Genomic DNA, 26,960 nt, shown 5'->3' with positions numbered 1-26,960 from the left:
TCAAATCACATCCGGCCCGGCTGGCCGCCCTCAAGAGGCGATTACAGGCTCTCGACAGGGGTTCCGACCCAGTGCTGCGCGCGCCTGTCCCGGTCGCCTCCGGAGATTTCTCTGTCGATATCGCCCCTCACGCCTTGCACGACCTCTACGCCGCAGCCCCCGCCGACGCTGTGGCGGTCAATGCCTTCGGCCTGGGGCTGGCGCTGCGGGCGGCGGCGGGACGGCCCATCGTCTGGGCCCTGCATGAGGTAATGGGACAGGAGGCGGGGCGGCCGCACGGGCCGGGCCTGCACGAGATGGGACTGTCGCCGCGCGACCTTCTGCTGGTGCGGGCGCGCGACGTGCAGACCTTGCTGGCCGTGGGCGAAGAGGCTCTGCGCAGTCCTGCCGTCGGCGCGGTCCTGCTGAGCGCTTGGGGCGAGGCCAAGGCCTTCAGTCTGACGGCCAGTCGGCGACTGGCGCTGGCGGCCGAGACCGGCGGCGCGACGCTTTTTCTGGCGCGGGCGGGGGCGGATCCCTGCCCCAGCGCGGCCGAGACCCGCTGGTCGGTCGGGTCGTGCGCCTCGCAGCCTCTGGAAGGCGGGGCGCCGGGGCGGCCGTCTTTTTCCGCGACCCTGCTGCGGCGACGCGGCGGCGGGGGGACCGGAACCTGGATCATGGAGTGGGATCGTGAACAGCGCACATTCCGCCCGCCCGCGCCGCTATCTGGCGGTCTGGTTCCCCTGGCTGCCCAGCGACCGGTTGCGGCGTCAGGAACAGGCGAACGACGGGCCGCCTGATACGCCTCCCGTCGTCCTGGTCGAGAAGGTCAAGGGCGCCCTGCGTCTGGCCGCCGTCGATCCAGCGGCGGCGCGGGCGGGGCTGACCCCCGGCCTGACCCTGGCCGACGCGCAGGCGCGCACGCCGAGCCTGCGCACCGTCGCGCACAGGCCCGACGCCGACGCGGCCCTGCTGGCCCGGGTGCTGGAGGATTTCGGCCGCTTCACCCCCATGATCGCCCTGGACCCGCCGCACGGCCTGATGCTGGATGTGACCGGCTGCGCCCACCTGTTCGGCGGCGAGGCGGGGCTAATGCAGACGGTTCAGACCCGCGCCGGACGCGCCGGGCTCCAAGCCCGCTGCGCCCTGGCTGGAACGCCCCAGGTCGCGCGCGCCCTGACCCGCTTCGGTCCCGGCGGCCTGTTCGAACCTGGACAGGACCGCGCCGCCGCCCGCCGACTGCCGGTCGCCGCGCTGGAGCTGTTGGACAAGGAGGAACAGGCCCTGCGCCGCGCCGGGCTGAAACGTCTGGCCGATCTGGACGACCGCCCGCGCGCGCCCCTGGCCGCCCGTTTCGGCGCCGACTTCCCCGCCCGGCTGGCGCGGGTTCTGGGCGACGAGGACGTGCGCATCACCCCGCATCGCCCGCCCGCCCCCTTGGTCGTCGACCGCGTCTTCTTCGAGCCGGTCTCGGCGCCCGAGGACATCGAGCGCGTCCTGTCCGACCAGCTGATCGAAACCATGGACCGGCTGGATCTGGTCGGTCAGGGCGGTCGCGCCTTCGAGGCCGGCTTCTATCGCGTGGACGGCGAGGTGCGCCGCATCGTCGTCCACACCGGCCGTCCGACCCGCGATGCGCCCGCGACCTTGCGCCTGTTCCGCGAACGGATGGCGGCCCTGTCCAACCCGCTGGACCCCGGCTTCGGCTTCGACCAGATGCGGATGTCCGTGCCCTGGACCCAGACCCTGACGCCGACCCAGCGGGGACTGGAGCGTGAGACGCCGGGCGATGAGGCCTTCAGCCGCCTGATCGACCGGTTGACGGCCCGTCTGGGACCGGAGGCGGTGCTGCGCTTCGAACCCTTCGCCTCGCACATTCCCGAACGCGCCGCACGGCTGGTCTCAGCCTCGGCGCGCCCCGACGACGAGGTCTGGCCCGAGCTCGATCCCGACGATCCTCCCTTGCGCCCCCTGCAGATGTTCGATCCGCCCCAGCCGGTCGAGACCCTGGCCGAAGTGCCCGACGGCTATCCCCTGAAGTTCCGCTGGCGCCGCGTCCTGCACGAGGTGACGCGCGCCGAGGGGCCCGAGCGCATCGGCGGCGAATGGTGGCGCGCGCCGGACCAGCGCACCCGCGACTACTACCGCATCGAGGACCAGGACGGCCGCCGCTTCTGGCTGTTCCGCCAGGGCCTCTATGGCGAGACGCCCGAGCCGCGCTGGTTCATCCACGGCCTGTTCGCATGAACACGCTCGACTCTTGCGGCGACTACGCCGAGCTGGCGGCGGCCAGCAACTTCTCCTTCCTGCGCGGGGCTTCGCACCCCAAGGATCTGGTGCTGACGGCCCTGCTGCGCGGCCACGCCGGGCTGGGCCTGGCCGATCGCAACACGGTGGCGGGCGTGGTGCGGGCCTGGAGCGCGCTGAAGGAACTGCGGGCTGTGGGCCTGAACCCGCCGGAGAAGATGCGCGATGGCGGCAGTCCCGGCGAGGTCGCCTATGTCGAGGACCCGCTGAACGATCCGGCCGTGTCGGAGGCGGTGAAGCGGCGCGCGGCGGACTTTCGCCTGCTGACCGGCGCGCGGCTGGTCTTCAACGACGGGACACCGGACGTCATCGCCTATCCCGAGACCCGCACGGGCTGGGGGCGGCTGACCCGGCTGCTGACCCTGGGCAATCGCCGCGCGAAGAAGGGCGAGTGCGAGATCGGCCTGAGCGACCTGCTCGCCGACGCCGAGGGCCTGCTGCTGATCCTCATGCCGTCGGATCGATTGACCGGCTTGGAGACGGTTCTGACGCGTCTGGCCGAGGCGGCGCCCGGCGCGGTCTGGCTGGCCGCCGTCATGCTGAGGCGCGGCGACGACCGGCGGCGTCTGGCCCGGCTGAAGGCGATGGCGGCGAGCACGAACACGCCGCTGCTGGCCGTCAACGACGCCCTCTACGCCTCGCCGTCCGACCGCGACCTGCAGGATGTTCTGACCTGCATCCGCGAAGGCGTGACCATCGAAACCGCCGGCCTCCGGCTGGAAGCCAACGCCGAACGCTGGCTGAAGCCCGCCCCCGAGATGACCCGCCTGTTCCGCGACGCGCCCGAGGCAGTGGGCGAAACGGCCGCCTTCCTGTCGCGCGCGACTTTCGATCTGTCTGACCTCAGCTACCAGTATCCAGAGGAACCGATCCCGCCGAACTGGACCCCGCAAGCCTGGCTCGAAGACCTCACCGGCCGCCACGCCGCCATGCGCTATCCCGACGGCGTTCCCGACAAGGTCCAGGCCCTGCTGGACAAGGAACTGGCTTTCATCGCCCGCAAGGAAATCGCCCCCTACTTCCTGACCATCTTCGACATCGTGCGCGTGGCGCGGGACAAGCGCATCCTGTGTCAGGGACGAGGCTCAGCTGCGAACTCGGCGGTCTGCTATGTCCTGGGCATCACCTCGGTGGACCCGATGGAATCCGACCTGCTGTTCGAACGCTTCCTGTCCGAGGACCGAAACGAACCGCCCGACATCGACGTGGATTTCGAGCATGAGCGGCGCGAGGAGATCATCCAGCACATCTACGAGCGCTATGGCCGCCACCGCGCCGGCATCGCGGCCACCGTCATCCATTTCCGCCCCCGCAGCGCCATCCGCGAGGTCGGCAAGGCGCTGGGCCTGACCGAGGACGTCACCGCCCGTCTTACCTCCAGCCACTGGGGCAGTTGGGGGACCGAGATCGGCGACCGTCATGTCGCCCAGGCGGGACTGGACGCGACCAACCCCATGATCGCCCGCGCGGTCGAAATGGCGTCACGTCTGCTGAACTTCCCCCGCCACCTCAGCCAGCACGTCGGCGGCTTTGTCCTGACCCAGGACCGGCTGGACGAACTGGTCCCCATCGGCAATGCGGCCATGCCGGACCGCACCTTCATCGAATGGGACAAGGACGACATCGACGCCCTGCGCCTGATGAAGGTCGATGTGCTGGCGCTCGGGATGCTGACCTGCATCCGCAAGGCCTTCGACCTGATGCGCGCGCACCATGACGTGGATCACGACCTGGCCTCGATCCCGCGCGACGACGTCGGGGTCTACGACATGCTGTGCCGCGGCCAGTCCATCGGCGTGTTTCAGGTCGAGAGCCGGGCCCAGATCAACATGCTGCCCCGGCTGCGGCCCCGCTGCCTTTATGACCTCGTCATCCAGGTCGCCATCGTCCGCCCCGGCCCGATCCAGGGCGACATGGTCCATCCCTATCTGCGGCGCAGGAACAAGGAGGAGGCGGTCGTCTATTCTTCTCCTTCGCCCACACACGGCCCGCCCGATGAACTGAAGGAAGTTCTGAAGAAAACCCTCGGCGTTCCTCTGTTTCAGGAACAGGCAATGAAGCTGGCCATGGTCGCCGCCGAGTTCACTGACGCCGAGGCCAACGGCCTGCGCAAGGCCATGGGCACGTTTCGCGGCGATGGCAGTCTGCACACCTATGAGGGGCGGATGGTCGGGCGGATGATCGAGCGCGGCTATGACCCCGCCTTCGCCCAGCGCTGCTTCGAACAGATCAAGGGCTTCGGCTCCTATGGCTTCCCCGAGAGCCACGCCGCCTCCTTCGCGCAACTGGTCTACGTCTCGTCTTGGATCAAGCACCACCACCCGGCGGCCTTCGCCTGCGCCCTGCTGAACAGCCAGCCGATGGGCTTCTATGCCCCGGCGCAGATCGTGCGTGAGGCGCAGGAGGTCGGCGGGGTCGAGGTGCGGCCCATCGACGTCTCGCACAGCGATTGGGACAACAGCCTGGAGCCGAGGTCGGGTGAACCGGCCCTGCGGCTGGGCCTGCGCCAGATCGACGGGTTCAGGGAAAACTGGGCCAACAGCCTGTCGGCGGCGCGAGCCGAGCAGCCCTTCGCCGACATCGAGACTCTGGCCCGGCGTGCTGAACTGCCTGCTGCAGCGATGCGCAAACTGGCGGACGCCGACGCCTTCCGCTCGCTGGGCCAGGACCGGCGTGAGGCTCTGTGGGCGGTGCGGCGTCTGCCCGACGACGATCCCCTGCCCCTGTTCGCCGCCGCCGAGGCGCGCGAGCGCGGCGCCCGCGAACTGGGCGCGGAACCGGATGCGCAACTGCCGTTGATGCCTCTGGGCGAGCACGTCGCCGCCGACTACCAGACCGCGCGCCTGTCGCTGAAGGCCCACCCGATGGCCATTCTTCGCCCCGTCTTCATCGCCGACCGGGTGCTGACCTGCGCCGAGACCGAGGCCAGACGCGGCGGCTCCGTGGTGCGGGTCGCGGGCGTGGTTCTGGTGCGTCAGCGGCCGGGCAAGGGCAACGCCGTCTTCATCACCCTGGAGGACGAGACCGGCATCACCAACGTGGTCCTATGGGCGCGGATGTTGGAACAGTTCCGCCGCGAGGTCATGGCCGCCCGGCTGATGCAGGTCGAAGGCGTGGTCGAGAAAAGCCCCGAGGGCGTCGTCCACGTCGTCGCCCGCCGCGTCGTCGACCGCACCGCCGATCTGGCCCGCCTGTCAGAGGATCATCAAACCGAGATCGAGCTGGCCCGCGCCGACATCGTCGCCCACCCGCAACCGCCGCGTCAGCCGCCGCATCGCCATCCGCGCGATGTCCGCATCCTGCCCGGTTCGCGCGACTTCCACTGACCGGGCTAGAGGTCGTCCGCCCGTTGTTCTGCGGCCTGGATCTCGGACTTCATCCATCGCACGAAGGCGCGCGCAGGTTCTGAAACGCCGCTACGCCGCGTCAGCACGTGATAGGCCAACTCGGTCGCGAGCGCGCCGTCGGCGAAGGGCGCGACCAGTCGGCCTGACGCCAGATCGTCGGCGACAAAGGCGTAGGGCGCCAGCGCGACCCCCTGGCCATAGGCCGCAGCTTCGATCGCCAGAGCGGTCTGGTCGAACCGAGGCCCCGCCGAGGCGTCGATCTGCTCCAGTTTGCGAGCGGCCAGCCACGTCGGCCAATCCGGTCGCGACTCTTCCAGGTCGCCCGGCCGCAGATGGATCAGGGCATGATGCGCCAGATCCGCCGGCCGTTTCAGCGGATGCGCGCCGGTCAACAGGGCCGGACTGCACACTGGGGTCACGTCGGCTGTCAGCAAGCGCTCCGACCGCACGCCGGTGTAGTCGCCACGCCCGTAACGGACCGCCACATCAACCCGACCGCCGCCGACATCGGCCAGTCGCATGTCCGCCGACATCCAGACCTCGACCTCCGGGTGGGCCGCCGCGAACCGGGCGATGCGCGGAGCCAGCCACTTGGCGGCGAAGGACGGCGGCACGCTGATCGCCAGGGCGTGTCGGCGGTTGGGCCGATAGAGCAGATCCCCTGCCCGTTTCAGATAGTCGAAGCCGTCGTGCAGCAGCGGATAAAGCTCGGCGCCCAGTTCGGTCAGGGCGATCTGACGGCCCTCGCGGTGGAACAGCGGCGCGCCCGCGTGCTGCTCCAGAATGCGGATCTGCTGGCTGATGGCGCCGGGCGTGACCGACAGTTCTTCAGCCGCGCGGGTGATGTTCAGACGCCGCGCGGCGGCTTCGAACGCCTTCAGCGCGTTCAGCGGCGGGATGCGGCTGTCGATGGGCGCGTCCTTCTTGGCCCGGCTCATCGGTTCAGCCACTCGGGCGTCGGCAGGCCGCGCGCGGTCAGGAAGGCTGGATCATAGACCTTGCTGGAATAGCGCTGCCCGGCGTCGCACAGGACGGTGACGATGGTCTTGCCCGGCCCCAGGTCACGGGCCATGCGGATGGCCCCGGCGATATTGACCCCGCTGGACGGCCCCAATGACAGGCCCTCGTGCTTCACCAGATCGAACAGGATGGGCAGGAATTCTGCGTCCTCGATGCGGTAGGGATGATCGACGGTCAGCCCCTCCAGATTGCCGGTGATGCGGTTGACGCCGATGCCCTCGGTGATCGATGAACCTTCGCCCGCCAGCCTGCCCTCGGTGAACCAGCTGTAGAGCGCGGCGCCCGGTACGTCGGCCAGGCCGATGCGGACCTCGGGCTTCCGTTCGCGCAGATAGGCGGCGCAACCGGCCAGAGTCCCGCCCGAACCGACGGCGCAGATGAAGCCGTCGATCTCGCCGTCGGTCTGTTTCCAGATCTCGGGCGCCGTGCCTTCATAGTGGGCTTCGCGGTTGGCCAGATTGTCGAACTGATCGGCGTAGAAGGCGCCGTTCGGCTCGCTCTCGTTCAGTTCCTCAGCCAGGCGGCGGGAATAGGCGACGAAGTGGTTGGGGCTGGCGAAGGGGGCCGGATCGACCTCGATCAGACGAGCGCCGTGCAGGCGAACCGCCCGCTTCTTCTCGTCCGTCTGGCTGCGCGGCATGACGATGACGACCGGATGGCCCAGCGCCGCCCCGACCAGGGCCAGGCCGATGCCGGTGTTGCCCGCCGTGCCCTCGACGATGACGCCGCCGGGCTTCAACGCGCCCGACGCCCGCGCCTTACGGATGATGCTGAGCGCCGCCCGATCCTTGATCGAGCCGCCGACGTTCATGAACTCGGCCTTGCCGAGGATCTCGCAGCCCGTCAGCTCGGACGCGCGCTTCAGGCGCACCAGAGGCGTATTGCCGATCAGGCCGAGGACGTCAGAGGCGACGATCATGGAAAATCCGAACCGTGGAGAGAGGGCGATCCTCTTAGCCACAGTTCAGATTTTCTAACAACCGGATCAGATGTGGATCACACGGCCATAGGCGTCCAGAGCCGCCTCGTGCATGGCTTCGGACATGGTCGGGTGCGGATAGACGATGCCGTGGATGTCTTCCTCGGTCGCTTCCATGGTGATGGCGGTGACGTAGCCCTGGATCATCTCGGTCACTTCATGGCCGATCATGTGGGCGCCGATCAAGGCACCGGTCTTGGCGTCGAAGATGACCTTGACGAAGCCGTCGATCTCGCCCGCCGCCACAGCCTTGCCGTTCACGCGGAACGGGAAGCGTCCGATCTTGACCTCGCGCCCCTCGGCGCGCGCGCCCTGCTCGGTGATCCCGACCGAGGCGACCTGCGGCTGGGCATAGGTGCAGCCGGCGATGGGCGAATGGACGTTCGGGGTCTTGTAGGCCGCGATGTGCTCGGCGGCGTGAATGCCTTCGTGGCTGGCCTTGTGCGCGAGCCAGGGCGCCCCGGCGCAGTCGCCGATGGCGTACAGGCCTTTGACGTTGGTCTGGCAGTGGCTATCAGTCTTGATGTGGCCGCGGTCCAGCTCGACGCCCAGCGCCTCCAGGCCGATGCCGTCGGTGTTGGCGGTGATGCCGACGGCCGAGATGCAGACCTCGGCCTCCAGCGTCTCGGCCTTGCCGTTCACTTCAACAGCGACCTTCACGCCCTTGGAATCCTTGGAGACCTTCGTGACCTTGGCGCCGACCTTGAACTTGATGCCGCGCTTTTCGAACGACTTCTGAGCGGCCTTGGAGACCTCTTCATCCTCGACCGGCATGATGCGGTCGACGGCTTCAACGACCGTCACCTCGGAGCCCAGGGCACGATAGAAGCTGGCGAATTCGATGCCGATGGCACCCGAGCCGATGACGACGAAGGTCTTGGGCAGTTTCTTCGGCGCCAGGGCGTCGCGATAGGCCCAGATCTTGTCGCCGTCCGCTTCCAGGCCGATCTGCGGCAGGGCGCGAGCGCGGGCGCCGACGGCCAGCATGACGGTCTTGGCTTCGATGGCGCGCGTGCCGCCGGCCTTCAGGGCCACGACGACCTTAGGGGCAGCAGCGCCTTTCTCGAGCGTGGCCGAGCCTTCGATCACCTCGATCTTGTTCTTCTTCATCAGGAAGCCGATGCCCTTGTTCATCGTCGCCGCGACCCCGCGCGAGCGCTGGATGATGGCGTCGAAGTCAAAGGAGGCGCCCGAAGCGGACAGGCCGTATTCCTTCAGGTGTGACAGGCTCTCGAACTTCTCACCGGACTTGAGCAGGGCCTTGGTCGGGATGCAGCCCCAGTTGAGGCAGATGCCGCCCAGGTTCTCACGTTCAACGATGGCGACCTTCAGGCCCAACTGGCTGGCGCGGATCGCCGCGACGTAACCGCCGGGGCCCGAACCGATGACGACGAGATCGAATTCAGCAGCCATGGTCAGATCAACTTCTCGATGTCGGCCTTGATGGCCGCGGGTTCAGTCTGGGGCGAATAGCGCGCGACGACGCGGCCTTCGCGGTCGGTCAGGAATTTGGTGAAATTCCACTTGATGGCCTGGGAGCCCAGGAAGCCGCGCTTCTGCTTGGTCAGCCAGGCATAGAGCGGGTGCCGGTTCGGCCCGTTGACCTCCACCTTGTCGAACAGGGGGAAGGTCACGTCGAAGCTGCTGGCGCAGAAGGCGGCTATTTCCGCCGCCCTGCCCGGCTCCTGTTCGCCGAACTGATTGCAGGGAAAGCCCAGAACCTCGAACGGCGCGTCGGCGAAGTCGCGGTGCAGCTTCTCCAGCCCGTCATACTGACCGGTGAAGCCACACTTGGACGCCGTATTGACGATCAGCAGCGCCTGCCCGCGAAAGCGGTCCAGCGCCACGTCCGTGCCGTCGATGGCCCGGGCGGAGAAGTCATAGACCGAGGTCATGACCTCACCCTCCCCTTAGGCCAGCATCGCCACGGGATCTTCGATCAGCGGCTTGAACGCTTGCAGGAAGCGAGCGCCCGTTGCGCCGTCGACCACGCGGTGATCGCAGGTCAGGGTCACGGTCATGACCGTGGCCGGCACGATCTGGCCGTCCTTGACGACCGGACGAAGCTCGCCGGCGCCCACGCTCATGATGCAGCCCTGCGGCTCGTTGATGATCGAGGTGAACTGCTTGATGCCGAACATGCCCAGGTTGGACACCGAGAAGGTGCCGCCCTGGAACTCTTCGGGCTTCAGCTTGCGTTCGCGGGCGCGCTTGGCCAGGTCCTTGGACTCGGTCGCGATCTGCGCCAGGCCCTTGGTCTCGGCCTTCTTGATGATCGGGGTGATCAGGCCGCCGTCAATCGCCACCGCCATCGAGACGTCGGCGTTGTGGTGCATGGCGATGCCTTCGGGGGTGTAGGAGGCGTTCGCCTCCGGCACCAGCTTCAGCGCCAGGGCCGCGGCCTTGATGACGAAGTCGTTGACCGAGACCTTGATGCCCTGCGGCTCCAGCATCTTGTTCACTTTGGCGCGGACGGCCATCAGCTGGTCGATCTCGACGTCGATGAAGAGCGGGAAGTGCGGGACGTTCTGGATGCTGTCGACCATGCGACGCGCCACGGCCTTCTTCATCCCGTCCAGCGGGATCAGGTCGTAGCTGCCGTCCGGGATGCCCATCTGGGCCAGCGACGGGGCCTGACGCGGGGCGATACCCGTGGTCGCGGCTGCGGTCGCCGTGGCGGCTGCGGGCTGGGCGGCGCCCTTCGGAGCGCCCTCCACGTCACGTTTGACGATGCGGCCGTGCGGGCCGGTGCCCTTGATCGCCTTCAGATCGACGCCGTTCTGGGCAGCGATGCGGCGCGCCAGGGGCGAGGCGAAGATACGTTCGCCGCTGGCCGACTTCGGCGCAGCGGGAGCCGCGGCTACCGGGGCAGCAGCCTTGGGCGCTTCCACCGCAGCAGGAGCGGCTTCCGTCTTGGTGGCAGGCTTGGGCGCAGCAGCGCCGCCCTCGTCCTTCAGGCGGGCGATCGGGGTGTTGACCTTCACGCCCTCGGTGCCTTCGGCGACCAGGATGTCGGTGACTTCGCCCTCGTCCACGGCCTCGACTTCCATCGTGGCCTTGTCGGTCTCGATCTCGGCGATCACGTCGCCGGCGGAGACGACGTCCCCGACCTTGACGTGCCACTTGGCCAGAACGCCCTCTTCCATGGTCGGCGACAGGGCCGGCATCAGGATGTCGGTCATTGCGCGGACTCCGTTTGGGCGGACTCGGCGGCCTTGGCGTGCGCCGCGTTCCAGCTGTCGCAGATGGCCTTGAACGCTGTGGCTTGGTCAAAGCCGTGGTGTTCGGCGTAGGCGTGGGAGTAGTGCCAGGCCAGTTCGGCCAGCACGACGCCGATGTTGCCCGGCTCAGCCAGAGCCGGGCGGATGTTCATGATCGGGCCGGTTCCGTTCCACCAGACACGGGCCAGTTCAATGACCTGGTCCTCGGGGGCGTTCAGCCCTTCGGGGATCGGCAGGGAGCGTTGTTCCAGAGCGGCGGCGTCCATCAGGCGTTCCCCTTCGCTTCGACCACAGGCTCGGCCACGGTCTGCACATTGTCCGCCTTCACGACCTCGGAAAGGCCCTGAAGGATGCGGTTGTAGGCTTCACGCTCGTTGTGGCCGTGACGCAGAGCGTAGCCGTGCGCCATGTGACGCGCAGCATAGGCCAGCAACTCGCCGAACTTGATCGGGTCGTTGAAGGCGGGCTTCACCGACATGACCGGCTCGTCCTTCGACCACCACATCCGCAGGATTTCGATGGCCTGCGGATCAGCGGCGACGCTTTCCGGCGTCGTCAGCAGGAACTCGGAAGCCTCGCTCACGCCATCACCTGCTTCACGGCGGCGACGATTTTGTCCACGCCCGGAAGCGACAGGACTTCCAGATTGGCGGCGTAGGGCAGCGGCACGTCTTCCTGGTGCACGCGCAGCGGCGGAGCGTCCAGGTAGTCGAAGGCGTGTTCGATCACGCGAGCCACAACCTCGGCGCCGACGCCCATCGGACCCCAGCCTTCTTCGGCCGAGACCAGGCGGCTGGTCTTCTTGACGCTTTCGACGATGGTTTCGTGGTCCAGCGGACGCAGGGTGCGCAGATCGATGACCTCGGCCTCGATGCCTTCCTCGGCCAGCTTCTCGGCGGCCTGCAGGGCGAAGCCGACCATGCGGGCGTGGGCCGTAATGGTGACGTCCTTGCCTTCGCGACGGACCTTGGCCTTGCCGATCGGCAGGACGTAGTCGTCGCCCCCCGGCACGTCGAACTCGGTGCCGTACAGCATTTCGTGTTCGAGGAAGACGACCGGGTTCGGATCGCGGATGGCGGCTTTCAGCAGGCCCTTGGCGTCGGCCGCGTCATAGGGCGCGATGACCTTCAGGCCCGGGATCTGGGCGTACCAGGCCGAATAGTCCTGGCTGTGCTGGGCGCCGACGCGGCTGGCCGCGCCGTTCGGGCCGCGGAAGACGATGTCGGCCCGGATCTGACCGCCCGACATATAGAGGGTCTTGGCGGCCGAGTTGATGATGTGGTCAATCGCCTGCATGGCGAAGTTGAACGTCATGAACTCGACGATCGGCTTCAGGCCCGCCATGGCGGCGCCGACGCCGAGACCGGCGAAGCCGTGCTCGGTGATCGGGGTGTCGATGACGCGCTGGGCGCCGAACTCTTGCAGCAGGTCGCGGCTGACCTTGTAGGCGCCCTGATACTGGGCGACTTCCTCGCCGATCAGGAAGACGCGGTCGTCACGACGCATTTCCTCGGCCATGGCGTCGCGCAGGGCGTCGCGGACGGTCGTCTTGACCAGCTTGGCGTCGGCCGGGATTTCCGGGTCGCGCAGTTCGACCTTGGGCGCAGCCGGAGCAGCGGCAACCGGAGCGGCCTGGGCGACGGGCGCCGCTTCAGCCTTGGGCGCGGGCGCAGGCGCGCTGTCTTCGCCGGCAAGACGTGCGATCGGCGTGTTGACCTTCACGTTCTCGGAACCCTCGGCGACCAGGATTTCCAGCACTTCGCCTTCATCGACGGCTTCGACTTCCATCGTCGCCTTGTCGGTTTCGATCTCGGCGATCACCTGGCCGGCCGACACGGTGTCGCCTGCCTTGATGTGCCACTTGGTCAGCGTGCCCTCTTCCATCGTGGGGGACAGCGCCGGCATCAGAATGTCGGTCACGGATCAGGCCTCCACGTAGACGTCAGTATAGAGCTCGGACGGATCCGGCTCAGGGCTTTCCTGTGCGAACTGCACGGCTTCGGCGACGATGGCTTTCACCTCGTTGTCGATGGCCTTCAGCTCTTCCTCGGTCGCCTTGGCGGCGGCGAGCAGCATTTTCAGATGGTCGATCGGGTCGCGGGTCTTCTTGACCTCGTCGACCTCTTCCTTGGTGCGGTACTTGGCCGGGTCCGACATGGAGTGGCCACGATAGCGGTAGGTCTTCACTTCCAGGATGTAGGGGCCGCCGCCTTCACGGGCGCGCTTCACGGCGCGGGCCGTGGCGTCGCGGACCGCCAGCACGTCCATGCCGTCGACCTGCTCGCCCGGAATGCCGAAGCTGGCGCCGCGCATGTAGAGCTCGGTCGTGGACGACGAGCGTTCGATGCTCGTGCCCATGGCGTACTGGTTGTTCTCGATGATGTAGATGGCCGGCAGCTTCCACAGCTGGGCCATGTTGAAGCTCTCGTAGACCTGACCCTGGTTCGAGGCGCCGTCGCCGAAGTAGACGAAGGCGACCGAGTCATCGCCCCGGTACTTGCCGGCGAAGGCCAGGCCGGTGCCCAGCGCCACCTGGGCGCCGACGATGCCGTGCCCGCCGTAGAAGCCGGTCGGCACGTCGAACATGTGCATCGAACCGCCCTTGCCCTTGGACGAGCCGCCGATGCGCCCCGTCAGCTCGGCCATGACGGCGTTCGGGTCCATGCCCGCGGCCAGCATGTGGCCGTGGTCACGATAGCCCGTGATGATCTTGTCGTGGCCCTGCCTGACGCTCTCCTGAACGCCCACCGCCACGGCCTCCTGGCCGATGTACAAGTGGCAGAAGCCGCCGATCAGGCCCATGCCGTAAAGCTGGCCCGCGCGCTCCTCGAAGCGGCGGATGAGGACCATCTCGCGATAGAAGCGCAGCAGGTCTTCTTTCGAAGCCTGAGGCGTGTTCGGAATCTTGTTGTCGCCCACGCTGGACGAGGATTTCTGAGCGGCGGCTTTCGCCATCCGGCATCTCCCGGCTGCGCCCCAATTGTCAGGGACTCTTATCGTTACGGAAAGGGGCTTTAGCAGCCTTCGTTCCCGAAACGCAAAGCGCCCCAGCCAGGCTGTAACAATAGTTCAGGAGGCGTGGATCGCGTCAGGGTTGCGCGCAGCGGGCGCACTAAGGCGAACGACGTAGTCGCGCGGATCGGTGAAGCCAAGCACCGCCCTCGCCCGTTCTTCCAAAAGGTCCTTGGACAGGCTTTCGGTCCGCAGGTAACGCACCCGCACCTCAAGGTCGCGGCGCTGCTCCGTCAGATGCGCAAGTTGGGCCTCGCGCTTGGCGAGAAGCGCATCGCGCTCGCCGCCGCTCAGCAAGCCGCGCTGCCCCGTCAGGGCCTGAACGCCCAGATAGACGATCAGGAACAGCAGGAAGGCGGACGGAAGATAGGGCTTCATCTGCTCGGGCACGACTGACGCTCCTTCTGAGCGTAAACACGGTTTCCTGACCCTGACCGAAAATGCCTAACGAACCGTAGCTTGGCCGCAATTGCGAACGCCGCCTCCGAGGTTCGGAGACGGCGTCATGCACGTCTTCGTGAGAGGCGCTTACTTCAGCAGCATGCCGTCGCCGAAATAGGCGGCCTGGTCGCCCAGCATCTCTTCGATGCGCAGCAGTTGGTTGTACTTGGCCGTGCGGTCCGAGCGGGCCAGCGAGCCGGTCTTGATCTGACCGCAGTTGGTGGCGACGGCCAGATCGGCGATGGTCGAGTCCTCGGTCTCGCCCGAACGGTGGCTCATCACCGAGGTGTAGCCGGCGCGGTGGGCCATATCGACGGCGTCCAGGGTCTCGGACAGGGTGCCGATCTGGTTGACCTTGATCAGGATCGAGTTGGCCAGACCTTCGCCGATGCCCGCGGCCAGACGGCGCGGGTTGGTCACGAACAAGTCATCGCCGACCAGCTGAACCCGGTCGCCCAGTCGGTCCGTGAGCAGCTTCCAGCCGTCGAAGTCGTCCTCGGCGCAGCCGTCCTCGATCGAGACGATGGGGAAGCGCTCGACCAGATCGGCCAGGTAGCCGACCATGCCGTCAGCGTCGAAGCTCTTGCCTTCGCCGGTCAGGTTGTACTTGCCGTTCTTGAAGAACTCGGTCGAGGCGACGTCGAGGCCCAGGTGGAAGTCCTCGCCCGCCAGATAGCCGGCCGACTGACCGGCCTTGGTGATGAAGGCCAGGGCTTCTTCCGCCGAGGCCAGGTTCGGCGCGAAGCCGCCCTCGTCGCCGACGTTGGTGTTGTGGCCGGCGTCCTTCAGCGCCTTCTTCAGGGCGTGGAAGATTTCGGCGCCCATCCGCAGGGCGTCCGAGAAGGTGTCGGCGCCGGTCGGCAGGATCATGAACTCCTGGATGTCGATCGGATTGTCAGCGTGAGCGCCGCCGTTGATGATGTTCATCATCGGCGTCGGCAGGACGCGGGCCGACACGCCGCCGATGTAGCGGTACAGCGGCAGGTTCGAGCTGATGGCGCTGGCCTTGGCCGCAGCCAGGGAGACGCCCAGGATGGCGTTGGCGCCCAGGCGGCCCTTGTTCTCGGTGCCGTCCAGTTCGATCAGGGCTTCATCCAGGCGGCGCTGGTCTTCGGCGTCCATGCCGCTGAGGGCGTCGAAGATCTCGCCGTTGACGGCGTCGACCGCCTTCTGGACGCCTTTGCCGCCCCACATGTCCATGTCGCCGTCACGCAGTTCGACGGCTTCGTGCGCGCCGGTCGAGGCGCCCGACGGCACGGCGGCGCGGCCGAAGCTGCCGTCTTCCAGGGTGACGTCCACCTCGACCGTCGGATTGCCCCGGCTGTCGATAATCTGGCGGGCGACGATGTCGGCGATGTCGGTCATGAGGAAGGCGCTCTGTCAGGAGGAGAAGTTCAGCCCCCGGTTTAGACCAGCCGCCGCCGAATCGCCAACTGCGCCGAAGCTAGCCGCAGCTTTCGACCAACTGGATCGAAGGGCCGCCGCCGTGGATGGCCTTCACCTTGCCGTCTACGCCGACGTCGTAGCGAACGCCGCGCGCGGCCGCGTCGGTGACATAGGCCTCGCTCTTGGGACCGCCGCTCCAGACGGTCACGTATTCCGACGGCGCCGATTCGTATTTGTGCGGCGAGAGCTGGGCGGCGGCGCCGTAAGCCTGCTTCACTGCGGCAGCGGGCGCGCCCAGGCCCAGGGCGCGGTCGGTCACGGCCGATGCGCCGTCGCGCAGGGTGACGCGGCTGACCCTGCCCTCTTCGGTCATGACCCAGACGCCTTCGGGCGCGCGGGCGGGGTGGAAGACGTTGCAGCCGTTGGGATCAGCAATGGGCTTGGCCGGCGCGCCATAGGCCCGTTCGACCTCGGCAAGCGTCTGGCCGACCCGAATGGCGCCGAATCCTTCAGCCGTCAGCTGATCCGCCGCTGGCGCTTCGGTCGCGGCGACCGCAACGGGCGCGTCCGGCGTCGCGGGCGCGGGTTCGGCCGGTCCCTTGCATCCCGCCAGGGCGAGGACAGCTACGGAGCCGAGGGCGGCGAAACGAGTCATGCGGGCGTCTCCTGTTCAGGTTCGCCGCAGACTACGCACGAAAACGGCGCGCGATACATCGCGCGCCGTTGAATTCTTCGTCCGGCCGAAGCCAGGGCCTTATAGGAAGACTAGTCTTCCTTCGGCGTGATGACCTGGCGGCCGCGATAGGTGCCGGTCTTCAGGTCGATGTGGTGCGGACGCTTCAGCTCGCCCGTGTCCTTGTCTTCGACGTAGGAGTTGGCGCCCAGGGCGTCGTGAGCACGACGCATGTTGCGACGCGAGGGGGATACTTTGCGCTTCGGAACGGCCATGTCCGTCTCAATCTCTAAGTCGGTGCGCCGTAAAGACGCGAAAACATACAGTGCCGGCCCCCCGATAAGAGCCGCCACGCGAGGGCGGGCTTATGCATGAAGACGCTGGCGATTTCAAGGGTGTCCGTCGGATGAACGCCGCTTGAGGGTCTGCGCCGGATTTCCGCAGCGAATACGGCTGTTTCAGCGATGATTGTGGGCCAAATGAGCCGGTATCGTTCGCCGAGGCCAAGATGCTTCGCTCAGTTTGCTCGCCAGAGTGATTCGTCACGCTCAGGCTTTCGTCAGCGCCTCCGCCACGGCTTCGCCGATGGCCAGTGAACTGGTCAGGCCGGGGCTCTCGATCCCGAACAAGGCCATCAGGCCGTCGATGCCATGATGCTCGCGCCCATGAAGCTGGAAGTCAGGCTGGGATTCGCCCGGTCCGTGCAGCTTGGGCCTGATGCCGGCGTAGTCGGGCGTCAGTCGCTCGACCGCCACGCCCGGCCAGAAGCGGCGGATGTAACGGGCGAACTCCTCGGCCTTGGCCGGATCGACGGAATAGTCCTCGATCTCGACATAGGCCAGGTCGGGGCCGAACACCCCCTGCCCGCCCAGATCCTTGCGATAATGGGTGCCCAGCGCGCCAGGGATGGGCGGCGGATAGATCAGTCGGTTGAACGGCGCCGGCCCCGTCAGACGGAAATAGACGCCCTTGCCCAGATGACGCGCCGGAATGTCGCCGGCCGGATAGCCCTCGACGGCCGCGGCGACGCTCTGGGCCGACAGGCCGGGCGCCGTGACCAGCAGAGGCGTCGTCAGCACGGCCCCGCCCTCCCCCGAATCTGACCCGCCCGCCGTGATGCGGAACCCGCCATCCGGCAGCAGCTCTGCCCGCTCGAACGGGGTGGAGATCACGACCGAGCCGCCCGCGTCCTCGATCTCGCCCTGCAGGGCCAGCATATAGCCGTGGCTGTCGAACACGCCGCTCTCAGGCGACAGGATGGCGGCGTGGGCGTTCAGATCTGGCTCCAGCGCCCGCGCCTGGGCGGCGGTCAGGTGTTCCAACCCCTCGACGCCGTTGGTCGTCGCCTGCTCGAAGATGGCCTCGATGCGCGGAATCTCGGCTTCCTCGGTCGCCACGACCAGCTTGCCGCATTTCCAGTGGTCGATCTTGTGGCTGGCCAGGAAGTCATAGAGCGCCCGCCGCCCCTCGACGCAGAACTTCGCCTTCAACGATCCCGTCGGATAATAGAGCCCGCCGTGGATGACCTCGGAATTGCGTGAGGAGACGCCCTGGCCGATGTGGGCTTCTTTCTCCAGCACCAGGACCGACAGGCCGCGTTTCGCCAGCGCCCGTCCGCACGCCAGCCCCACAGCCCCCGCGCCCACGACCGTCGCATCGAAGTCGAAGGGCGCACTCATGGGGTCCTACCTCTTGCCGTACAGGGCCTTGGCGCGGCCCTCGAAGCACTGGATCAGCTTGTCGACCGCTCGATCGAAATTCGCCTGCAGCATCATGTCCAGCATGCGTGACTTGAAGGCGAAGTCGATGAAGAACTCCAGCCGCGTTCCATCAGGATGCGGATGAAACTCCCAGCGGTTCTTCAGATGCTTGAACGGCCCGCGGATCAGGCCGACCTCCACCTTGGGCGCATGGACGTCATGCCGGACCCAGGTAGAAAATCTCTCGGTCAGGAAGGCGAAGCCCACGCCCGCCTCGGCGTCCAGCAACCGCACGCCCGGCGCCTCGTCACGCTGGTTCCAGACGCGCATGGAGGTGATCCACGGCACGAAGGCCGGATAGGCCTCCACGCCTGCGACCAGGTTCGCCAGATCTTCGGGCGCATACGGAAGAATGCGCGTAACGCGATGGACCGCCATTCAGGGCTTAGCGGGCCGAACGGCCTGCCTGCGCCTGACGCGCGGCCTTCAGGCGGGCGAAGTCGTCCCCGGCGTGGTGCGACGACCGCGTCAGCGGCGACGACGACACCATCAGGAAACCCTTGGCGCGCGCGATGGCCTCATAGGCCTTGAACTCTTCCGGCGTGACGAAGCGATCGATGGCGGCGTGCTTGCGCGTCGGCTGCAGGTATTGGCCGATGGTGATGAAGTCGACGCCGGCGGACCGCATGTCGTCCATCACCTGCATGACCTCTTCCTTGGTCTCGCCCAGGCCGACCATGATGCCGGACTTGGTGAACTGGTTCGGGTCGCGCTCCTTGACCATCTGCAGCAGGCGCAGGGAGTGGAAGTAGCGGGCGCCGGGCCGGATCTTCAGATAGAGGCGCGGGACCGTCTCGAGGTTGTGATTGAAGACGTCGGGCGTGGCGTCGATCATCACCTCGGCCGCGCCGTCCTTGCGCAGGAAGTCGGGCGTCAGGATCTCGATCGTGGTGTTCGGCGCCTGCAGGCGGATCTGGCGCACCACTTCGGCGAAGTGGGCGGCGCCGCCGTCCGACACGTCATCGCGGTCCACCGAGGTGATGACCACGTGGTTCAGGCCCATCTGCTGGACGGCCAGGCCGACCTTGGCCGGCTCTTCCGGGTCCAGGGCTTGCGGCAGGCCGGTCTTGACGTTGCAGAAGGCGCAGGCGCGCGTGCAGGTGTCGCCCATGATCATGAGCGTGGCGTGCTTCTGGCTCCAGCACTCGCCGATGTTCGGACAAGCCGCCTCTTCGCAGACCGTGTTCAGCCCCTTGGAGCGAACAATGTCCTTGGTCGTATTATACTGGCCCGAGCCGGGCGCCTTGACGCGCAGCCAGTCAGGCTTCTTCAGCACCGCCGATTCCGGGCGGTTTTGCTTTTCCGGGTGACGCAGCTCGGAAGGCTTCTTCGTCAGGGTGTCGATCAGCGTGACCATAGCCGGCGGTCTGGCTCCTGTGCAGAAGGGCGGTATGTCGGCTTTCCGACCGCCGATGGCAAGCCACAGTCGGTTTCAGTGATGGAGATACGACGTTCACGCGACGTTACGCATCTTTTCAAGGCGAACTTAGGTCACTAGTTTCCGGCCTCTTGTAACCGAGAGGGCCGCTGAGAGCCCTCCGAAGGAGGACGTGCTTGCGGGCTGCCCTGGACCCCACGGTCTATGATGAATCCCTGTTCGACGCGCTGATCGATGCGCGCGCTCGCTATGGCGACAAGGAGATCCTGGAAGACCAGGACCGTCATCCCCTGACCTACACCGGCCTGATCCGCGCCGCCTTCGTGCTGGGCCGCAAGATCGCGGCCATGACCCAGCCGGGCGAACGTGTCGGCGTCCTGCTGCCGTCCAGCGCGGGCGTGGTCGTGACCTTCTTCGGCCTGCACGCCTTTGGTCGCGTGCCGGTCATGCTGAACTTCACTTCGGGCGAGGCCAATCTGAAGGCGGCGCTGAAGACGGCGGGCGTCACCAAGATCCTGTCGGCCAAGCGGTTCGTCACCCAGGCCAAGCTGGACGACCTGATGACGGCGCTGGGCGAAGTCGCCGAGATCATCTGGCTGGACGACGTGCGCAAGACCATCGGTCTGGCCGACAAGTTGTATGGCCTCAGCGCCGGCATGGCCCCGCGTCGCTTCCGTGTGAAGACTGATCCGAATTCGCCGGGCGTGGTCCTGTTCACCTCGGGCAGCTTCGGCGCGCCCAAGGGCGTGGTGCTGAGCCAGAAGAACTTGGTCGCCAATGCGCGTCAGGTCGCGGCCCATATCGAGCTGAAGCCCGAGTGGGTGATGTTCAACCCGCTGCCGACCTTCCACTGTTTCGGCCTGACCGGCGGAGTTCTGCTGCCGCTGCTGCAAGGGATGAAGGCGTTCGAATACCCCTCGCCCCTGCACGCCAAACAGATCACCGACCTGCTGCCGCAGGTGAAGGCGTCCATCCTGTTCGCGACCGACACCTTCCTGAACCAGTACGCCCGCGTGGCCGAGCCGGGCGACTTCGCCACCCTGCAGTTCGCCGTGGCCGGCGCTGAAAAGGTCCGCGACGAGACGCGCCAGATGTTCAACACCAAGTTCGGCGGCGTCGAGCTTCTGGAAGGCTATGGCGCCACCGAGGCGGCGCCCGTGGTCGCCGTGAACCACCCCAACCGCAACCGCCCCGGCAGCGTCGGCCAGATCATGCCGGGCATGGAATACCGCCTGGACAAGGTTCCGGGCATCGAGGGCGGCGGACAGCTTTATCTGCGCGGGCCGAACGTCATGGCGGGCTATATCTCGCCGAACAATCCAGAGGGCATCGAGCCGCTGGAAGGCGGCTGGTATGACACCGGCGACATCGTCGACATCGACGCCGAGGGCTACATCACCATCCTGGGCCGGGTGAAACGCTTCGCCAAGGTCGGCGGGGAAATGGTGTCCCTGCTGGCGGTCGAGGACATGGCCGGCGCGGTCTGGCCCGAGCATCGCCACGCCGCCGTCTCGGTGCCCGACAGCAAGAAGGGCGAGCGGCTGATCCTGGTCACTGACCACACGGACGCCGAGTCCGCCCGACTGTCGGAATGGGCGCGCGTCAACGGGGCGCCGGAATTGGCGGTCCCCAAGAAGATCATCAAGATCGACGCCATTCCCGTCCTGGGCACAGGCAAGACCGACTATGTCGCCATCCAGAAGCTGGTCGAGGACATGTTGAAAGCCGCCTGATCGGGACGCTTGCAGAGCCAGCAGCTTCGCCTAACCTCCGCCTTTGCGCCTTGCGTCGGTCCGGTTCCCGGACCTGACGGTCGTGCGTCATCGGGAGGAAAATGAATGGCGAGTTCAACGTCTCTTTCGGGCTGGGCCCCGCGCTTCCAGAGCATTCTGCGGATCGTGGCAGGCCTGCTGATCCTGCAGCACGGCGCGCAAAAGATCCTGGGTTTCCCGCCCGGCGGGCAGGGCGGCGGGTTTGACCTCTCCAGCCTGTCCACCCTCCCGGGCTGGTCCGGTCCGATCGAACTGGTCGGCGGCGTCCTGATCGTGCTGGGCCTGTTCAGCCGCCCGGCGGCCTTCATCCTGTCCGGCTTCACCGCCGTGGCCTACTGGATGGTGCACGCGCCGCAGAGTCCCTATCCGATCAACAACGGGGGCGAGTTGGCGGCGCTCTACTGCTTCGTCTTCCTGTATCTGTTCTTCGCCGGTCCCGGCCCGATCGCCCTGGACAGCATGATGCGCAGCGGTCGCCGCCGCTGATCGCTCGACACGGCGCCTGGATCAGCCGATCCGGGCGCCGGTCATCGAGATCCAGCCGCCCTTTCGCTTCGGTTCAGCGAGATCCAGCCGTGACAGATGAGTTGATTGTCGAGTTCCCTCTGCAAGGTGAGTGGTTCGTCGGCGCGGACGGCACCGAGCCCGGCCACGAACTGGCGCTTGATTTCATACGCCTGGATGCAAAGCTGCGGGCGACCCAGAAATCATCGCTGCATGAACTTCTGACCGCGGTGCCGTTGGAGCTGTATTTCGGCTGGGGCCAGCCCATTCTCAGCCCGTTCGACGGGCGCGTCGTGACGGTCGTTGATGGTTGCGCTGAAAAGTCACAGAGCTTTATCGCGGCCATCTTTAGCGGCTTGTCGGCGACTGTCTCGTCAAGCCAACGCCAGCAACTCGAAACGTTGCAGGCGAAAGGCGGCGACATCAGCCCGCTTGCCGGAAACCACCTGGTCATCGAATCCGCCGAAACTGAGGGCGTGTTTGCGTTCATCGCCCATGCCAGACCCGGCTCGATCATCCCGCGCGTCGGGGATCTTGTCTCCGCCAGTCAGCAGGTGGCCGAAGTCGGCAACTCCGGGTCCTCGATGGCCCCTCACCTGCATTTCCACCTGATGAGCGACCCGTCGCCGCAAAGCGTCCAGGTCATTCCGTTCAAGTTCGCCCGCTACGAGGTGCTCGTCAAAGGCGAATGGCGGCTTCAGGAGCGCGCTCTGCCCAAGAAACGGCAACGCATCCGCAGCATACCGCCAACGACTTGAACCGGCGCCTGGATCAGCCGATCCGGGCGCCGGTCATCGAGATCGAGCCGCCCTCGATGGCGTCGGTGAAGAAGCTGACCGTCTCGCCGGAGGCCTGCTGAGCGGCGACGTAGAGCAGCGGCAGATAATGTTCGTCGGTCGGCACGCTGAGTTGCGCCTGTTCGGCCAGATGCACCCAGTCGATCAGGCCGTCATGGTCGCCCGCGACAAAGGCGCGTTTCACCGCCTCGTTGAAGTCGATCGCCCAATCGTAGGGCGCGCCGCCGTCGCGCTTCCACGTCCGCAGATTGTGCACGAAGTCGCCGGAACCGGCGATCAGGATCCCCTCGTCCCGCAAGGGCTGCAGCTTTTTCGCCAGTTCATAGTGGGCGCGTGCGTCGATGGTCCGATCCAGCGACAGCTGGACGATCGGCACATCGGCCTCTGGCCAGACATGGGCCAGGACCGACCAAGTGCCGTGATCCAGGCCCCATTGCGTCGTCTGCTGCGCCCCGGTCAGTTCCGCCACCCGGGCCGCCAGCGCGGGCGAACCGGGCGCGGGATACTGCATGGCGTGAAGTTCAGGCGGGAAGCCGCCGAAATCATGGATGGTTTCCGGCCGCTCCTGCGTGGTCACGCCCAAGCCCCGCGTCTCCCAGTGAGCCGAGACCATGACAACGCCCTTGGGCTTGCCGATCTCCTCTCCCAGCGCGCGCCAGGCGTCGGCGTAGGACCCGCCGAGGGCGTTCATCGGAGAGCCGTGACCGAAGAAGATGGCGGGCTGTCTCATGGCTAGACCTTGCTTGCGACGCTTATTGCGCCAATGACTGTTACAGATTTAGTGCGGTCTGTCGCTCCCGCAAGGGGTCTAAATCTCCATTCGCCGCGCCAGCGGACAGACTCGGTCGTAGAAGGCCTGATTGGCGGGCGCACGGCCTCCGCGCGACAGGATGAAGCGGTGCTCGACCACCATGGCCTGCTGTTCGATGTTAAGCCCGCCCCAGTCGCACAGGTCATCCAGCGGATAGGCGTAGGCGGCGGGACCGTCGCCCGCGCGCAGCTTGCTCATCAGCAGGTTCAGTCCGTTCTGCGCCTGCCAGACGTGGACCAGTTCGTGAATGAAGACGGCCTGGGTCCGCAGCGGCGTACGCGAAAGGTCCGGCTCCAGCGACGTCTTGGGCCAGACGATCCAGTCGCGACCAAACCATGCGCCCGGCACGAAGGCCCGATCAAACGGCCAGGGCGAGGCCAGGAAGCGGATGTCGTCCAGCCTCAGCGCCGCGCCGAAGACCTCGCGCGCCAGCGTCGCCTCACCGTCCGCCAGCGGCCGTATCATTGCCTGTCCATTCCCAGTGCCACGGCTCGAAAACATAGGGCGTGAAGCCGAAACGAGAAGCATTGGCCACCAGCCAGCGATAGGCCGGCCCCTGGGCCATATGGCGGCGGCTCATCGGATCAGTCGAGTCCACGCCCATGCCGGCGACATGGCCGACATGAATGTCGATGGCGGTTCCGGTCCTGTGCGGCGAGCAGGCGGCGCGGCGCAGGCCGTCGCAGTTCCCTTGCGCGGCGCAACGCGCGGCGTCGGCCTCCGGGTCGCGGAAGCCCGAGAATATCTGCATCAGTTCGGGATCGGCGGCGATGGCCGGCACCTCGGCGCGAGCGGCGGCGGCCATGCGACGGTAGGCGTCCAGCACGTCGCGGCGCAGCAGGCGCGTCATGCGCTGTGCATGTTCCTCGGCGGGATCAAGATAACCCAGCAGGTTGATCGGCGGCGGCTCGGGACATTCCCCCCTCACCCGCGCCATGACGAAGGGGCGCCGTTCCTGCCACAGGCCGCGAAACACCTGGAAGGTCGCCTGATCAAACTGCCCTGTCGCCATCAGGCCATAGCGCGTCTGAAACTGGGCCAGAGCCTCGGCGAAGGCCGGCGACGCCGGATCGCAGGGCGAGCCGATCTCGCGCTGGATCAGGGGGGTGTAGGGCTCCCAGCCCCATTCCACCGTGCCGAACGGCGTCCATTCCAGCGTGTAGAGCGAGATCCCGTTGGCCTGGGCTGCGCTGTCCCAGGCGTTGGTCGGCCGGTCGCAGATCTGGGCGTCCCTGGCCTGGGCCGCTCCGGCGCCGCCGAGAACCGCGGCAAAGGCCACAGCAAGGATCGTAAATCGCACTGACATGAGACCAGCAGGCCTCAGCTTGCCGGGAACCGCAAGGCCGTCTTCGCCTGTTCGCGGAAAACCGGCATGGTGAAGCTGCGGCCGACTCAGGCCGACCATGCCCGGACGCCTGATGTCATCCGCTGTCACCGCTGACGCTCCCCGCCGTTCCAACGCCGTTCTGGCGGCCTTTTCCGGCCCTTGCTTGCCGCTGGCGGCCTTCGGTGTCGCCTTGCCCGTCACCCTGCCGGAGTTCTACGCCACCCACGTCGGGCTGGAACTGGGCGTGGTGGCCGCCGTCTTCATGGCGGTGCGGCTGATCGACATCGTCTTCGACCCCTTCATCGGCTGGGGCATGGACAAGACCAAGACCGCGTTCGGCCGCTATCGCCCGTGGATGGCGGTCTCGACGCCGATCCTCATGCTGTCGGCGCTGATGATGTTCGTCCTGGTCCAGCCGGGCGCCGGACCCGCCTACCTGTTCGCCTGGCTGCTGGTCCTCTACCTCGGCTTCTCCATCGGCACCCTGGGTCAGCTCGGCTGGGCGGCGGTTCTGGCGCCCCAGTACGACCAGCGCAGCCGCGTCTATGGCTGGTGGCAGGTGTTCAACATCATCGGCGTCATCCTGATCCTGATCCTGCCGACCGTGGTGGTGAAGACCGGCATCGGGAACTACGCCGACGGCGTGCGGATCATGGGCTGGGCCATCCTGATCGCCCTGCCCGTCTCCATCGGCTTGGCCATGGTCGCGGTGCCGGAACCGATGAACGTCGGCGCCCCGCCGCATGGCGGACCCAGGGCCTATCTGGCGCTGTTCGGCATGAAGACGGTGCGCAAGCTGCTGATCGCCGACCTGCTGCTGGGCGTCGCGCCGGGCATCACAGGCTCGCTGCTGTTCTTCTTCTTCGGCCAGATCAAGGGCTACGACCACAGCCAAGCAGGCCTGTTCATGCTGTTCTATTTCGTTGCTGGCCTGTGCGGCGCGCCCATCTGGGCCTGGCTGGCGACCAGGATCGGCAAGGACAAGGCCCTGGCCGTCGCCAGCCTGATCTTCGCCGGTCTCTATATCGCCGCCACCCTGGTCCCCGGCGGCAACTTCGCCCTGACGGCCGTGGTCATGTTCATCGCCGGCCTGCCCTATGCGGCGGGCCTGTTCCTGCTGCGCGCCATGATGGCCGACGCGGGCGACGAGGTGCGGCTGGAGACGGGCGTGGACCGCACCGGCCTGATGTTCTCCATCCTGTCGGCCACGACCAAGATCGGCCACGTCGTGGCCCTGATCCCCTATCTCATCCTGCAATGGGTGGGGTTCAAGGCGCTGCCGGGTCCGGCGGGCAACAGCGAGTTTTCGCTGCTGATGCTGCAAATCCTGTTCATCGCCGTGCCGGGCCTGCTACTGGCGGCGGCCGCCTGGGTGCTGAAGGGCTATCCCCTGACGCCCAAGCGCCATGATGAAATCCGCGAGGCGCTTGCACTTCGCGACGCCAGGACCGCCTGAATGACCCACTCCGTCGACCGCCTGAAAGAGATCATGGTTCGCCTGCGCGATCCGAACGGCGGTTGCCCTTGGGATGTCGAACAGACCTTCGCGACCATCGCCCCCTATACGATCGAGGAGGCCTACGAGGTCGCCGACGCCATCGAGCGCGCCGATATGCAGGAGTTGAAGGTCGAACTGGGCGACCTGCTGTTCCAGGTCGTCTTCCACGCCCGCATGGCCGAGGAAGCCGGTCATTTCGCCTTCGATGACGTGGCCGAGGCCATGGCCGACAAGCTGATCCGTCGCCACCCTCATGTCTTCGGTGAAGAGGACGCCAAGCCCAGCGGTTCGGCCCAGAAGATGCGCTGGGAGGACATCAAGGCCGCCGAGCGCAAGGCCAAGGCCCAGCATGGCGTGCTTGACGACGTGCCGGTCGGCCTGCCCGCCCTGACCCGCGCCGCCAAGCTGACCAAGCGCGCCGGCCGCGTCGGCTTCGACTGGCCCTCGACCGACGAGGTCTTCGACAAGCTGGCCGAAGAGGTCGAGGAACTGCGCGTCGAGATCGCCGCCGGCGACAAGGACAAGGCGCGCGAGGAACTGGGCGACCTGCTGTTCGTCGTCGCCAACCTGGCCCGCAAGCTGGAGGTCGAACCCGAAGACGCCCTGCGCGCCGCCAACGCCAAATTCATCCGCCGCTTCGGCTTCATCGAAGCCGAACTGGCCAAGGACGGCCGCACGCCGGAACAGTCCGATCTGGCGGAGATGGACGCCCTGTGGGACGCAGCCAAGGCGGCTGAGAAGGCCTGAT

The 26,960-nt window shown here is 66.9% G+C and carries 27 protein-coding genes; 8 read left to right on the top strand and 19 right to left on the bottom strand.

Going from position 1 to position 26,960, the window contains the following annotated elements; translation table 11 throughout:
- Nucleotides 1-71: 71 nt before the first annotated feature.
- From AC3IS2_RS07325 to AC3IS2_RS07315, 3 genes are read left to right on the top strand one after another with little or no spacing between them, the layout of a single operon-like run.
- Nucleotides 72-779 carry an ImuA family protein gene (locus AC3IS2_RS07325; RefSeq protein ID WP_489199986.1) on the top strand — a complete coding sequence of 236 codons (708 nt, stop codon included), beginning with the start codon at nucleotides 72-74 and terminating at the stop codon, nucleotides 777-779.
- A complete protein-coding gene (locus AC3IS2_RS07320) occupies nucleotides 670-2,226 on the top strand; it encodes a Y-family DNA polymerase (protein WP_489199985.1) in 1,557 nt (518 codons plus the stop codon). Before AC3IS2_RS07325 ends, AC3IS2_RS07320 begins: the two co-directional genes overlap by 110 nt.
- Nucleotides 2,223-5,612: an error-prone DNA polymerase gene (locus AC3IS2_RS07315; RefSeq protein WP_489199984.1), complete on the top strand. Its 3,390-nt coding sequence runs from the start codon at nucleotides 2,223-2,225 to the stop codon at nucleotides 5,610-5,612. Before AC3IS2_RS07320 ends, AC3IS2_RS07315 begins: the two co-directional genes overlap by 4 nt.
- Nucleotides 5,613-5,617: 5 nt before the next feature.
- Here AC3IS2_RS07315 and gcvA read toward each other — a convergent pair whose 3' ends face one another.
- The 16 genes from gcvA to lipA all read right to left on the bottom strand — a co-directional run bounded on the left by gcvA (nucleotide 5,618) and on the right by lipA (nucleotide 19,482).
- Entirely contained in the window at nucleotides 5,618-6,583 is a 966-nt protein-coding gene (gene gcvA, locus AC3IS2_RS07310) for a transcriptional regulator GcvA (RefSeq protein ID WP_489199983.1), read from the bottom strand.
- A complete protein-coding gene (locus AC3IS2_RS07305; protein ID WP_489199981.1) occupies nucleotides 6,568-7,572 on the bottom strand; it encodes a cysteine synthase A in 1,005 nt (334 codons plus the stop codon). Before AC3IS2_RS07305 ends, gcvA begins: the two co-directional genes overlap by 16 nt.
- Before the next feature lie 66 nt (nucleotides 7,573-7,638).
- Nucleotides 7,639-9,045, bottom strand: a complete 1,407-nt coding sequence (gene lpdA / locus AC3IS2_RS07300) for a dihydrolipoyl dehydrogenase (protein WP_489199980.1) — start codon at nucleotides 9,043-9,045, stop codon at nucleotides 7,639-7,641.
- A 2-nt stretch (nucleotides 9,046-9,047) separates the two neighbouring features.
- Nucleotides 9,048-9,527, bottom strand: a complete 480-nt coding sequence (locus AC3IS2_RS07295; RefSeq protein WP_489199979.1) for a glutathione peroxidase — start codon at nucleotides 9,525-9,527, stop codon at nucleotides 9,048-9,050.
- Between the two features lie 15 nt (nucleotides 9,528-9,542).
- Entirely contained in the window at nucleotides 9,543-10,814 is a 1,272-nt protein-coding gene (locus AC3IS2_RS07290; protein ID WP_489199978.1) for a pyruvate dehydrogenase complex dihydrolipoamide acetyltransferase, read from the bottom strand.
- Nucleotides 10,811-11,119 carry a DUF5076 domain-containing protein gene (locus AC3IS2_RS07285; protein WP_489199977.1) on the bottom strand — a complete coding sequence of 103 codons (309 nt, stop codon included), beginning with the start codon at nucleotides 11,117-11,119 and terminating at the stop codon, nucleotides 10,811-10,813. The genes AC3IS2_RS07290 and AC3IS2_RS07285 overlap by 4 nt, the downstream gene beginning before the upstream one ends.
- Entirely contained in the window at nucleotides 11,119-11,436 is a 318-nt protein-coding gene (locus tag AC3IS2_RS07280; protein ID WP_489199976.1) for a DUF5076 domain-containing protein, read from the bottom strand. The genes AC3IS2_RS07285 and AC3IS2_RS07280 overlap by 1 nt, the downstream gene beginning before the upstream one ends.
- The gene (locus AC3IS2_RS07275; protein WP_489199975.1) at nucleotides 11,433-12,773 is read right to left on the bottom strand and encodes a pyruvate dehydrogenase complex E1 component subunit beta; all 1,341 of its coding nucleotides are present in this window, start codon (nucleotides 12,771-12,773) and stop codon (nucleotides 11,433-11,435) included. The genes AC3IS2_RS07280 and AC3IS2_RS07275 overlap by 4 nt, the downstream gene beginning before the upstream one ends.
- Before the next feature lie 3 nt (nucleotides 12,774-12,776).
- Complete coding sequence (gene pdhA / locus AC3IS2_RS07270; RefSeq protein ID WP_489199974.1) at nucleotides 12,777-13,808, bottom strand: pyruvate dehydrogenase (acetyl-transferring) E1 component subunit alpha; 1,032 nt, start codon at nucleotides 13,806-13,808, stop codon at nucleotides 12,777-12,779.
- Nucleotides 13,809-13,922: 114 nt separating this feature from the next.
- Nucleotides 13,923-14,243 (bottom strand): FtsB family cell division protein, encoded by a 321-nt coding sequence (locus AC3IS2_RS07265; protein WP_489200120.1) that lies wholly within the window; start codon nucleotides 14,241-14,243, stop codon nucleotides 13,923-13,925.
- A gap of 150 nt (nucleotides 14,244-14,393) precedes the next feature.
- Nucleotides 14,394-15,671 carry a phosphopyruvate hydratase gene (gene eno, locus AC3IS2_RS07260; RefSeq protein ID WP_489199973.1) on the bottom strand — a complete coding sequence of 426 codons (1,278 nt, stop codon included), beginning with the start codon at nucleotides 15,669-15,671 and terminating at the stop codon, nucleotides 14,394-14,396.
- Nucleotides 15,672-15,750: 79 nt separating this feature from the next.
- Nucleotides 15,751-16,347: a hypothetical protein gene (locus AC3IS2_RS07255; protein ID WP_489199971.1), complete on the bottom strand. Its 597-nt coding sequence runs from the start codon at nucleotides 16,345-16,347 to the stop codon at nucleotides 15,751-15,753.
- 110 nt (nucleotides 16,348-16,457) lie between these two features.
- Nucleotides 16,458-16,640: a 50S ribosomal protein L32 gene (gene rpmF, locus AC3IS2_RS07250; protein WP_114816620.1), complete on the bottom strand. Its 183-nt coding sequence runs from the start codon at nucleotides 16,638-16,640 to the stop codon at nucleotides 16,458-16,460.
- A 273-nt stretch (nucleotides 16,641-16,913) separates the two neighbouring features.
- The gene (locus AC3IS2_RS07245) at nucleotides 16,914-18,044 is read right to left on the bottom strand and encodes an NAD(P)/FAD-dependent oxidoreductase (protein WP_489199970.1); all 1,131 of its coding nucleotides are present in this window, start codon (nucleotides 18,042-18,044) and stop codon (nucleotides 16,914-16,916) included.
- Nucleotides 18,045-18,050: 6 nt separating this feature from the next.
- Nucleotides 18,051-18,503 (bottom strand): type II toxin-antitoxin system RatA family toxin, encoded by a 453-nt coding sequence (locus AC3IS2_RS07240; protein ID WP_489199969.1) that lies wholly within the window; start codon nucleotides 18,501-18,503, stop codon nucleotides 18,051-18,053.
- A 7-nt stretch (nucleotides 18,504-18,510) separates the two neighbouring features.
- Nucleotides 18,511-19,482, bottom strand: coding sequence for a lipoyl synthase (gene lipA, locus AC3IS2_RS07235; protein WP_489199968.1), 972 nt, complete (start codon nucleotides 19,480-19,482; stop codon nucleotides 18,511-18,513).
- Between the two features lie 197 nt (nucleotides 19,483-19,679).
- Between lipA and AC3IS2_RS07230 the strand changes: the two genes are divergently transcribed.
- The 3 genes from AC3IS2_RS07230 (at nucleotide 19,680) to AC3IS2_RS07220 (ending at nucleotide 22,537) form a co-directional block, all read left to right on the top strand.
- Nucleotides 19,680-21,236, top strand: coding sequence for an AMP-binding protein (locus tag AC3IS2_RS07230; RefSeq protein WP_489199967.1), 1,557 nt, complete (start codon nucleotides 19,680-19,682; stop codon nucleotides 21,234-21,236).
- A 105-nt stretch (nucleotides 21,237-21,341) separates the two neighbouring features.
- A complete protein-coding gene (locus AC3IS2_RS07225; protein ID WP_489199966.1) occupies nucleotides 21,342-21,761 on the top strand; it encodes a DoxX family protein in 420 nt (139 codons plus the stop codon).
- An 89-nt stretch (nucleotides 21,762-21,850) separates the two neighbouring features.
- The gene (locus AC3IS2_RS07220; RefSeq protein WP_489199965.1) at nucleotides 21,851-22,537 is read left to right on the top strand and encodes a M23 family metallopeptidase; all 687 of its coding nucleotides are present in this window, start codon (nucleotides 21,851-21,853) and stop codon (nucleotides 22,535-22,537) included.
- Nucleotides 22,538-22,550: 13 nt separating this feature from the next.
- On the opposite strand, the gene ygiD is transcribed toward AC3IS2_RS07220, so the two are convergent.
- The 3 genes from ygiD to AC3IS2_RS07205 form a co-directional block, all read right to left on the bottom strand.
- Entirely contained in the window at nucleotides 22,551-23,306 is a 756-nt protein-coding gene (gene ygiD, locus AC3IS2_RS07215; protein ID WP_489199964.1) for a 4,5-DOPA-extradiol-dioxygenase, read from the bottom strand.
- 78 nt (nucleotides 23,307-23,384) lie between these two features.
- Nucleotides 23,385-23,852 (bottom strand): hypothetical protein, encoded by a 468-nt coding sequence (locus AC3IS2_RS07210; protein WP_489199963.1) that lies wholly within the window; start codon nucleotides 23,850-23,852, stop codon nucleotides 23,385-23,387.
- A complete protein-coding gene (locus AC3IS2_RS07205; RefSeq protein WP_489199962.1) occupies nucleotides 23,827-24,666 on the bottom strand; it encodes a D-alanyl-D-alanine carboxypeptidase family protein in 840 nt (279 codons plus the stop codon). Before AC3IS2_RS07205 ends, AC3IS2_RS07210 begins: the two co-directional genes overlap by 26 nt.
- 139 nt (nucleotides 24,667-24,805) lie before the next feature.
- On the opposite strand from AC3IS2_RS07205, the gene AC3IS2_RS07200 reads away from it, so the two are divergent.
- The gene (locus tag AC3IS2_RS07200) at nucleotides 24,806-26,170 is read left to right on the top strand and encodes an MFS transporter (RefSeq protein ID WP_489199961.1); all 1,365 of its coding nucleotides are present in this window, start codon (nucleotides 24,806-24,808) and stop codon (nucleotides 26,168-26,170) included.
- Nucleotides 26,171-26,959 (top strand): nucleoside triphosphate pyrophosphohydrolase, encoded by a 789-nt coding sequence (mazG, locus tag AC3IS2_RS07195; RefSeq protein WP_489199960.1) that lies wholly within the window; start codon nucleotides 26,171-26,173, stop codon nucleotides 26,957-26,959. It abuts the gene before it with no gap.
- Nucleotide 26,960 lies beyond the last annotated feature (1 nt).

It is taken from the genome of Brevundimonas sp. KH_025, assembly GCF_057839885.1.
Note: the sequence above shows the minus strand (reverse complement) of the source record. Positions and strands in the feature narration are given on the sequence as shown.

Coding starts and splice junctions, on each gene's coding strand:
- lipA (WP_489199968.1), bottom strand. CDS start 19,482: ATGGTCACGCTGATCGACACCCTGACGAAGAAGCCTTCCGAGCTGCGT.
- mazG (WP_489199960.1), top strand. CDS start 26,171: ATGACCCACTCCGTCGACCGCCTGAAAGAGATCATGGTTCGCCTGCGC.
- AC3IS2_RS07315 (WP_489199984.1), top strand. CDS start 2,223: ATGAACACGCTCGACTCTTGCGGCGACTACGCCGAGCTGGCGGCGGCC.
- AC3IS2_RS07225 (WP_489199966.1), top strand. CDS start 21,342: ATGGCGAGTTCAACGTCTCTTTCGGGCTGGGCCCCGCGCTTCCAGAGC.
- AC3IS2_RS07285 (WP_489199977.1), bottom strand. CDS start 11,119: ATGGACGCCGCCGCTCTGGAACAACGCTCCCTGCCGATCCCCGAAGGG.
- AC3IS2_RS07240 (WP_489199969.1), bottom strand. CDS start 18,503: ATGGCGGTCCATCGCGTTACGCGCATTCTTCCGTATGCGCCCGAAGAT.
- rpmF (WP_114816620.1), bottom strand. CDS start 16,640: ATGGCCGTTCCGAAGCGCAAAGTATCCCCCTCGCGTCGCAACATGCGT.
- AC3IS2_RS07295 (WP_489199979.1), bottom strand. CDS start 9,527: ATGACCTCGGTCTATGACTTCTCCGCCCGGGCCATCGACGGCACGGAC.
- AC3IS2_RS07210 (WP_489199963.1), bottom strand. CDS start 23,852: ATGATACGGCCGCTGGCGGACGGTGAGGCGACGCTGGCGCGCGAGGTC.
- ygiD (WP_489199964.1), bottom strand. CDS start 23,306: ATGAGACAGCCCGCCATCTTCTTCGGTCACGGCTCTCCGATGAACGCC.
- eno (WP_489199973.1), bottom strand. CDS start 15,671: ATGACCGACATCGCCGACATCGTCGCCCGCCAGATTATCGACAGCCGG.
- pdhA (WP_489199974.1), bottom strand. CDS start 13,808: ATGGCGAAAGCCGCCGCTCAGAAATCCTCGTCCAGCGTGGGCGACAAC.
- AC3IS2_RS07265 (WP_489200120.1), bottom strand. CDS start 14,243: ATGAAGCCCTATCTTCCGTCCGCCTTCCTGCTGTTCCTGATCGTCTAT.
- AC3IS2_RS07255 (WP_489199971.1), bottom strand. CDS start 16,347: ATGACTCGTTTCGCCGCCCTCGGCTCCGTAGCTGTCCTCGCCCTGGCG.
- AC3IS2_RS07290 (WP_489199978.1), bottom strand. CDS start 10,814: ATGACCGACATCCTGATGCCGGCCCTGTCGCCGACCATGGAAGAGGGC.
- lpdA (WP_489199980.1), bottom strand. CDS start 9,045: ATGGCTGCTGAATTCGATCTCGTCGTCATCGGTTCGGGCCCCGGCGGT.
- AC3IS2_RS07200 (WP_489199961.1), top strand. CDS start 24,806: ATGTCATCCGCTGTCACCGCTGACGCTCCCCGCCGTTCCAACGCCGTT.
- AC3IS2_RS07305 (WP_489199981.1), bottom strand. CDS start 7,572: ATGATCGTCGCCTCTGACGTCCTCGGCCTGATCGGCAATACGCCTCTG.
- AC3IS2_RS07245 (WP_489199970.1), bottom strand. CDS start 18,044: ATGAGTGCGCCCTTCGACTTCGATGCGACGGTCGTGGGCGCGGGGGCT.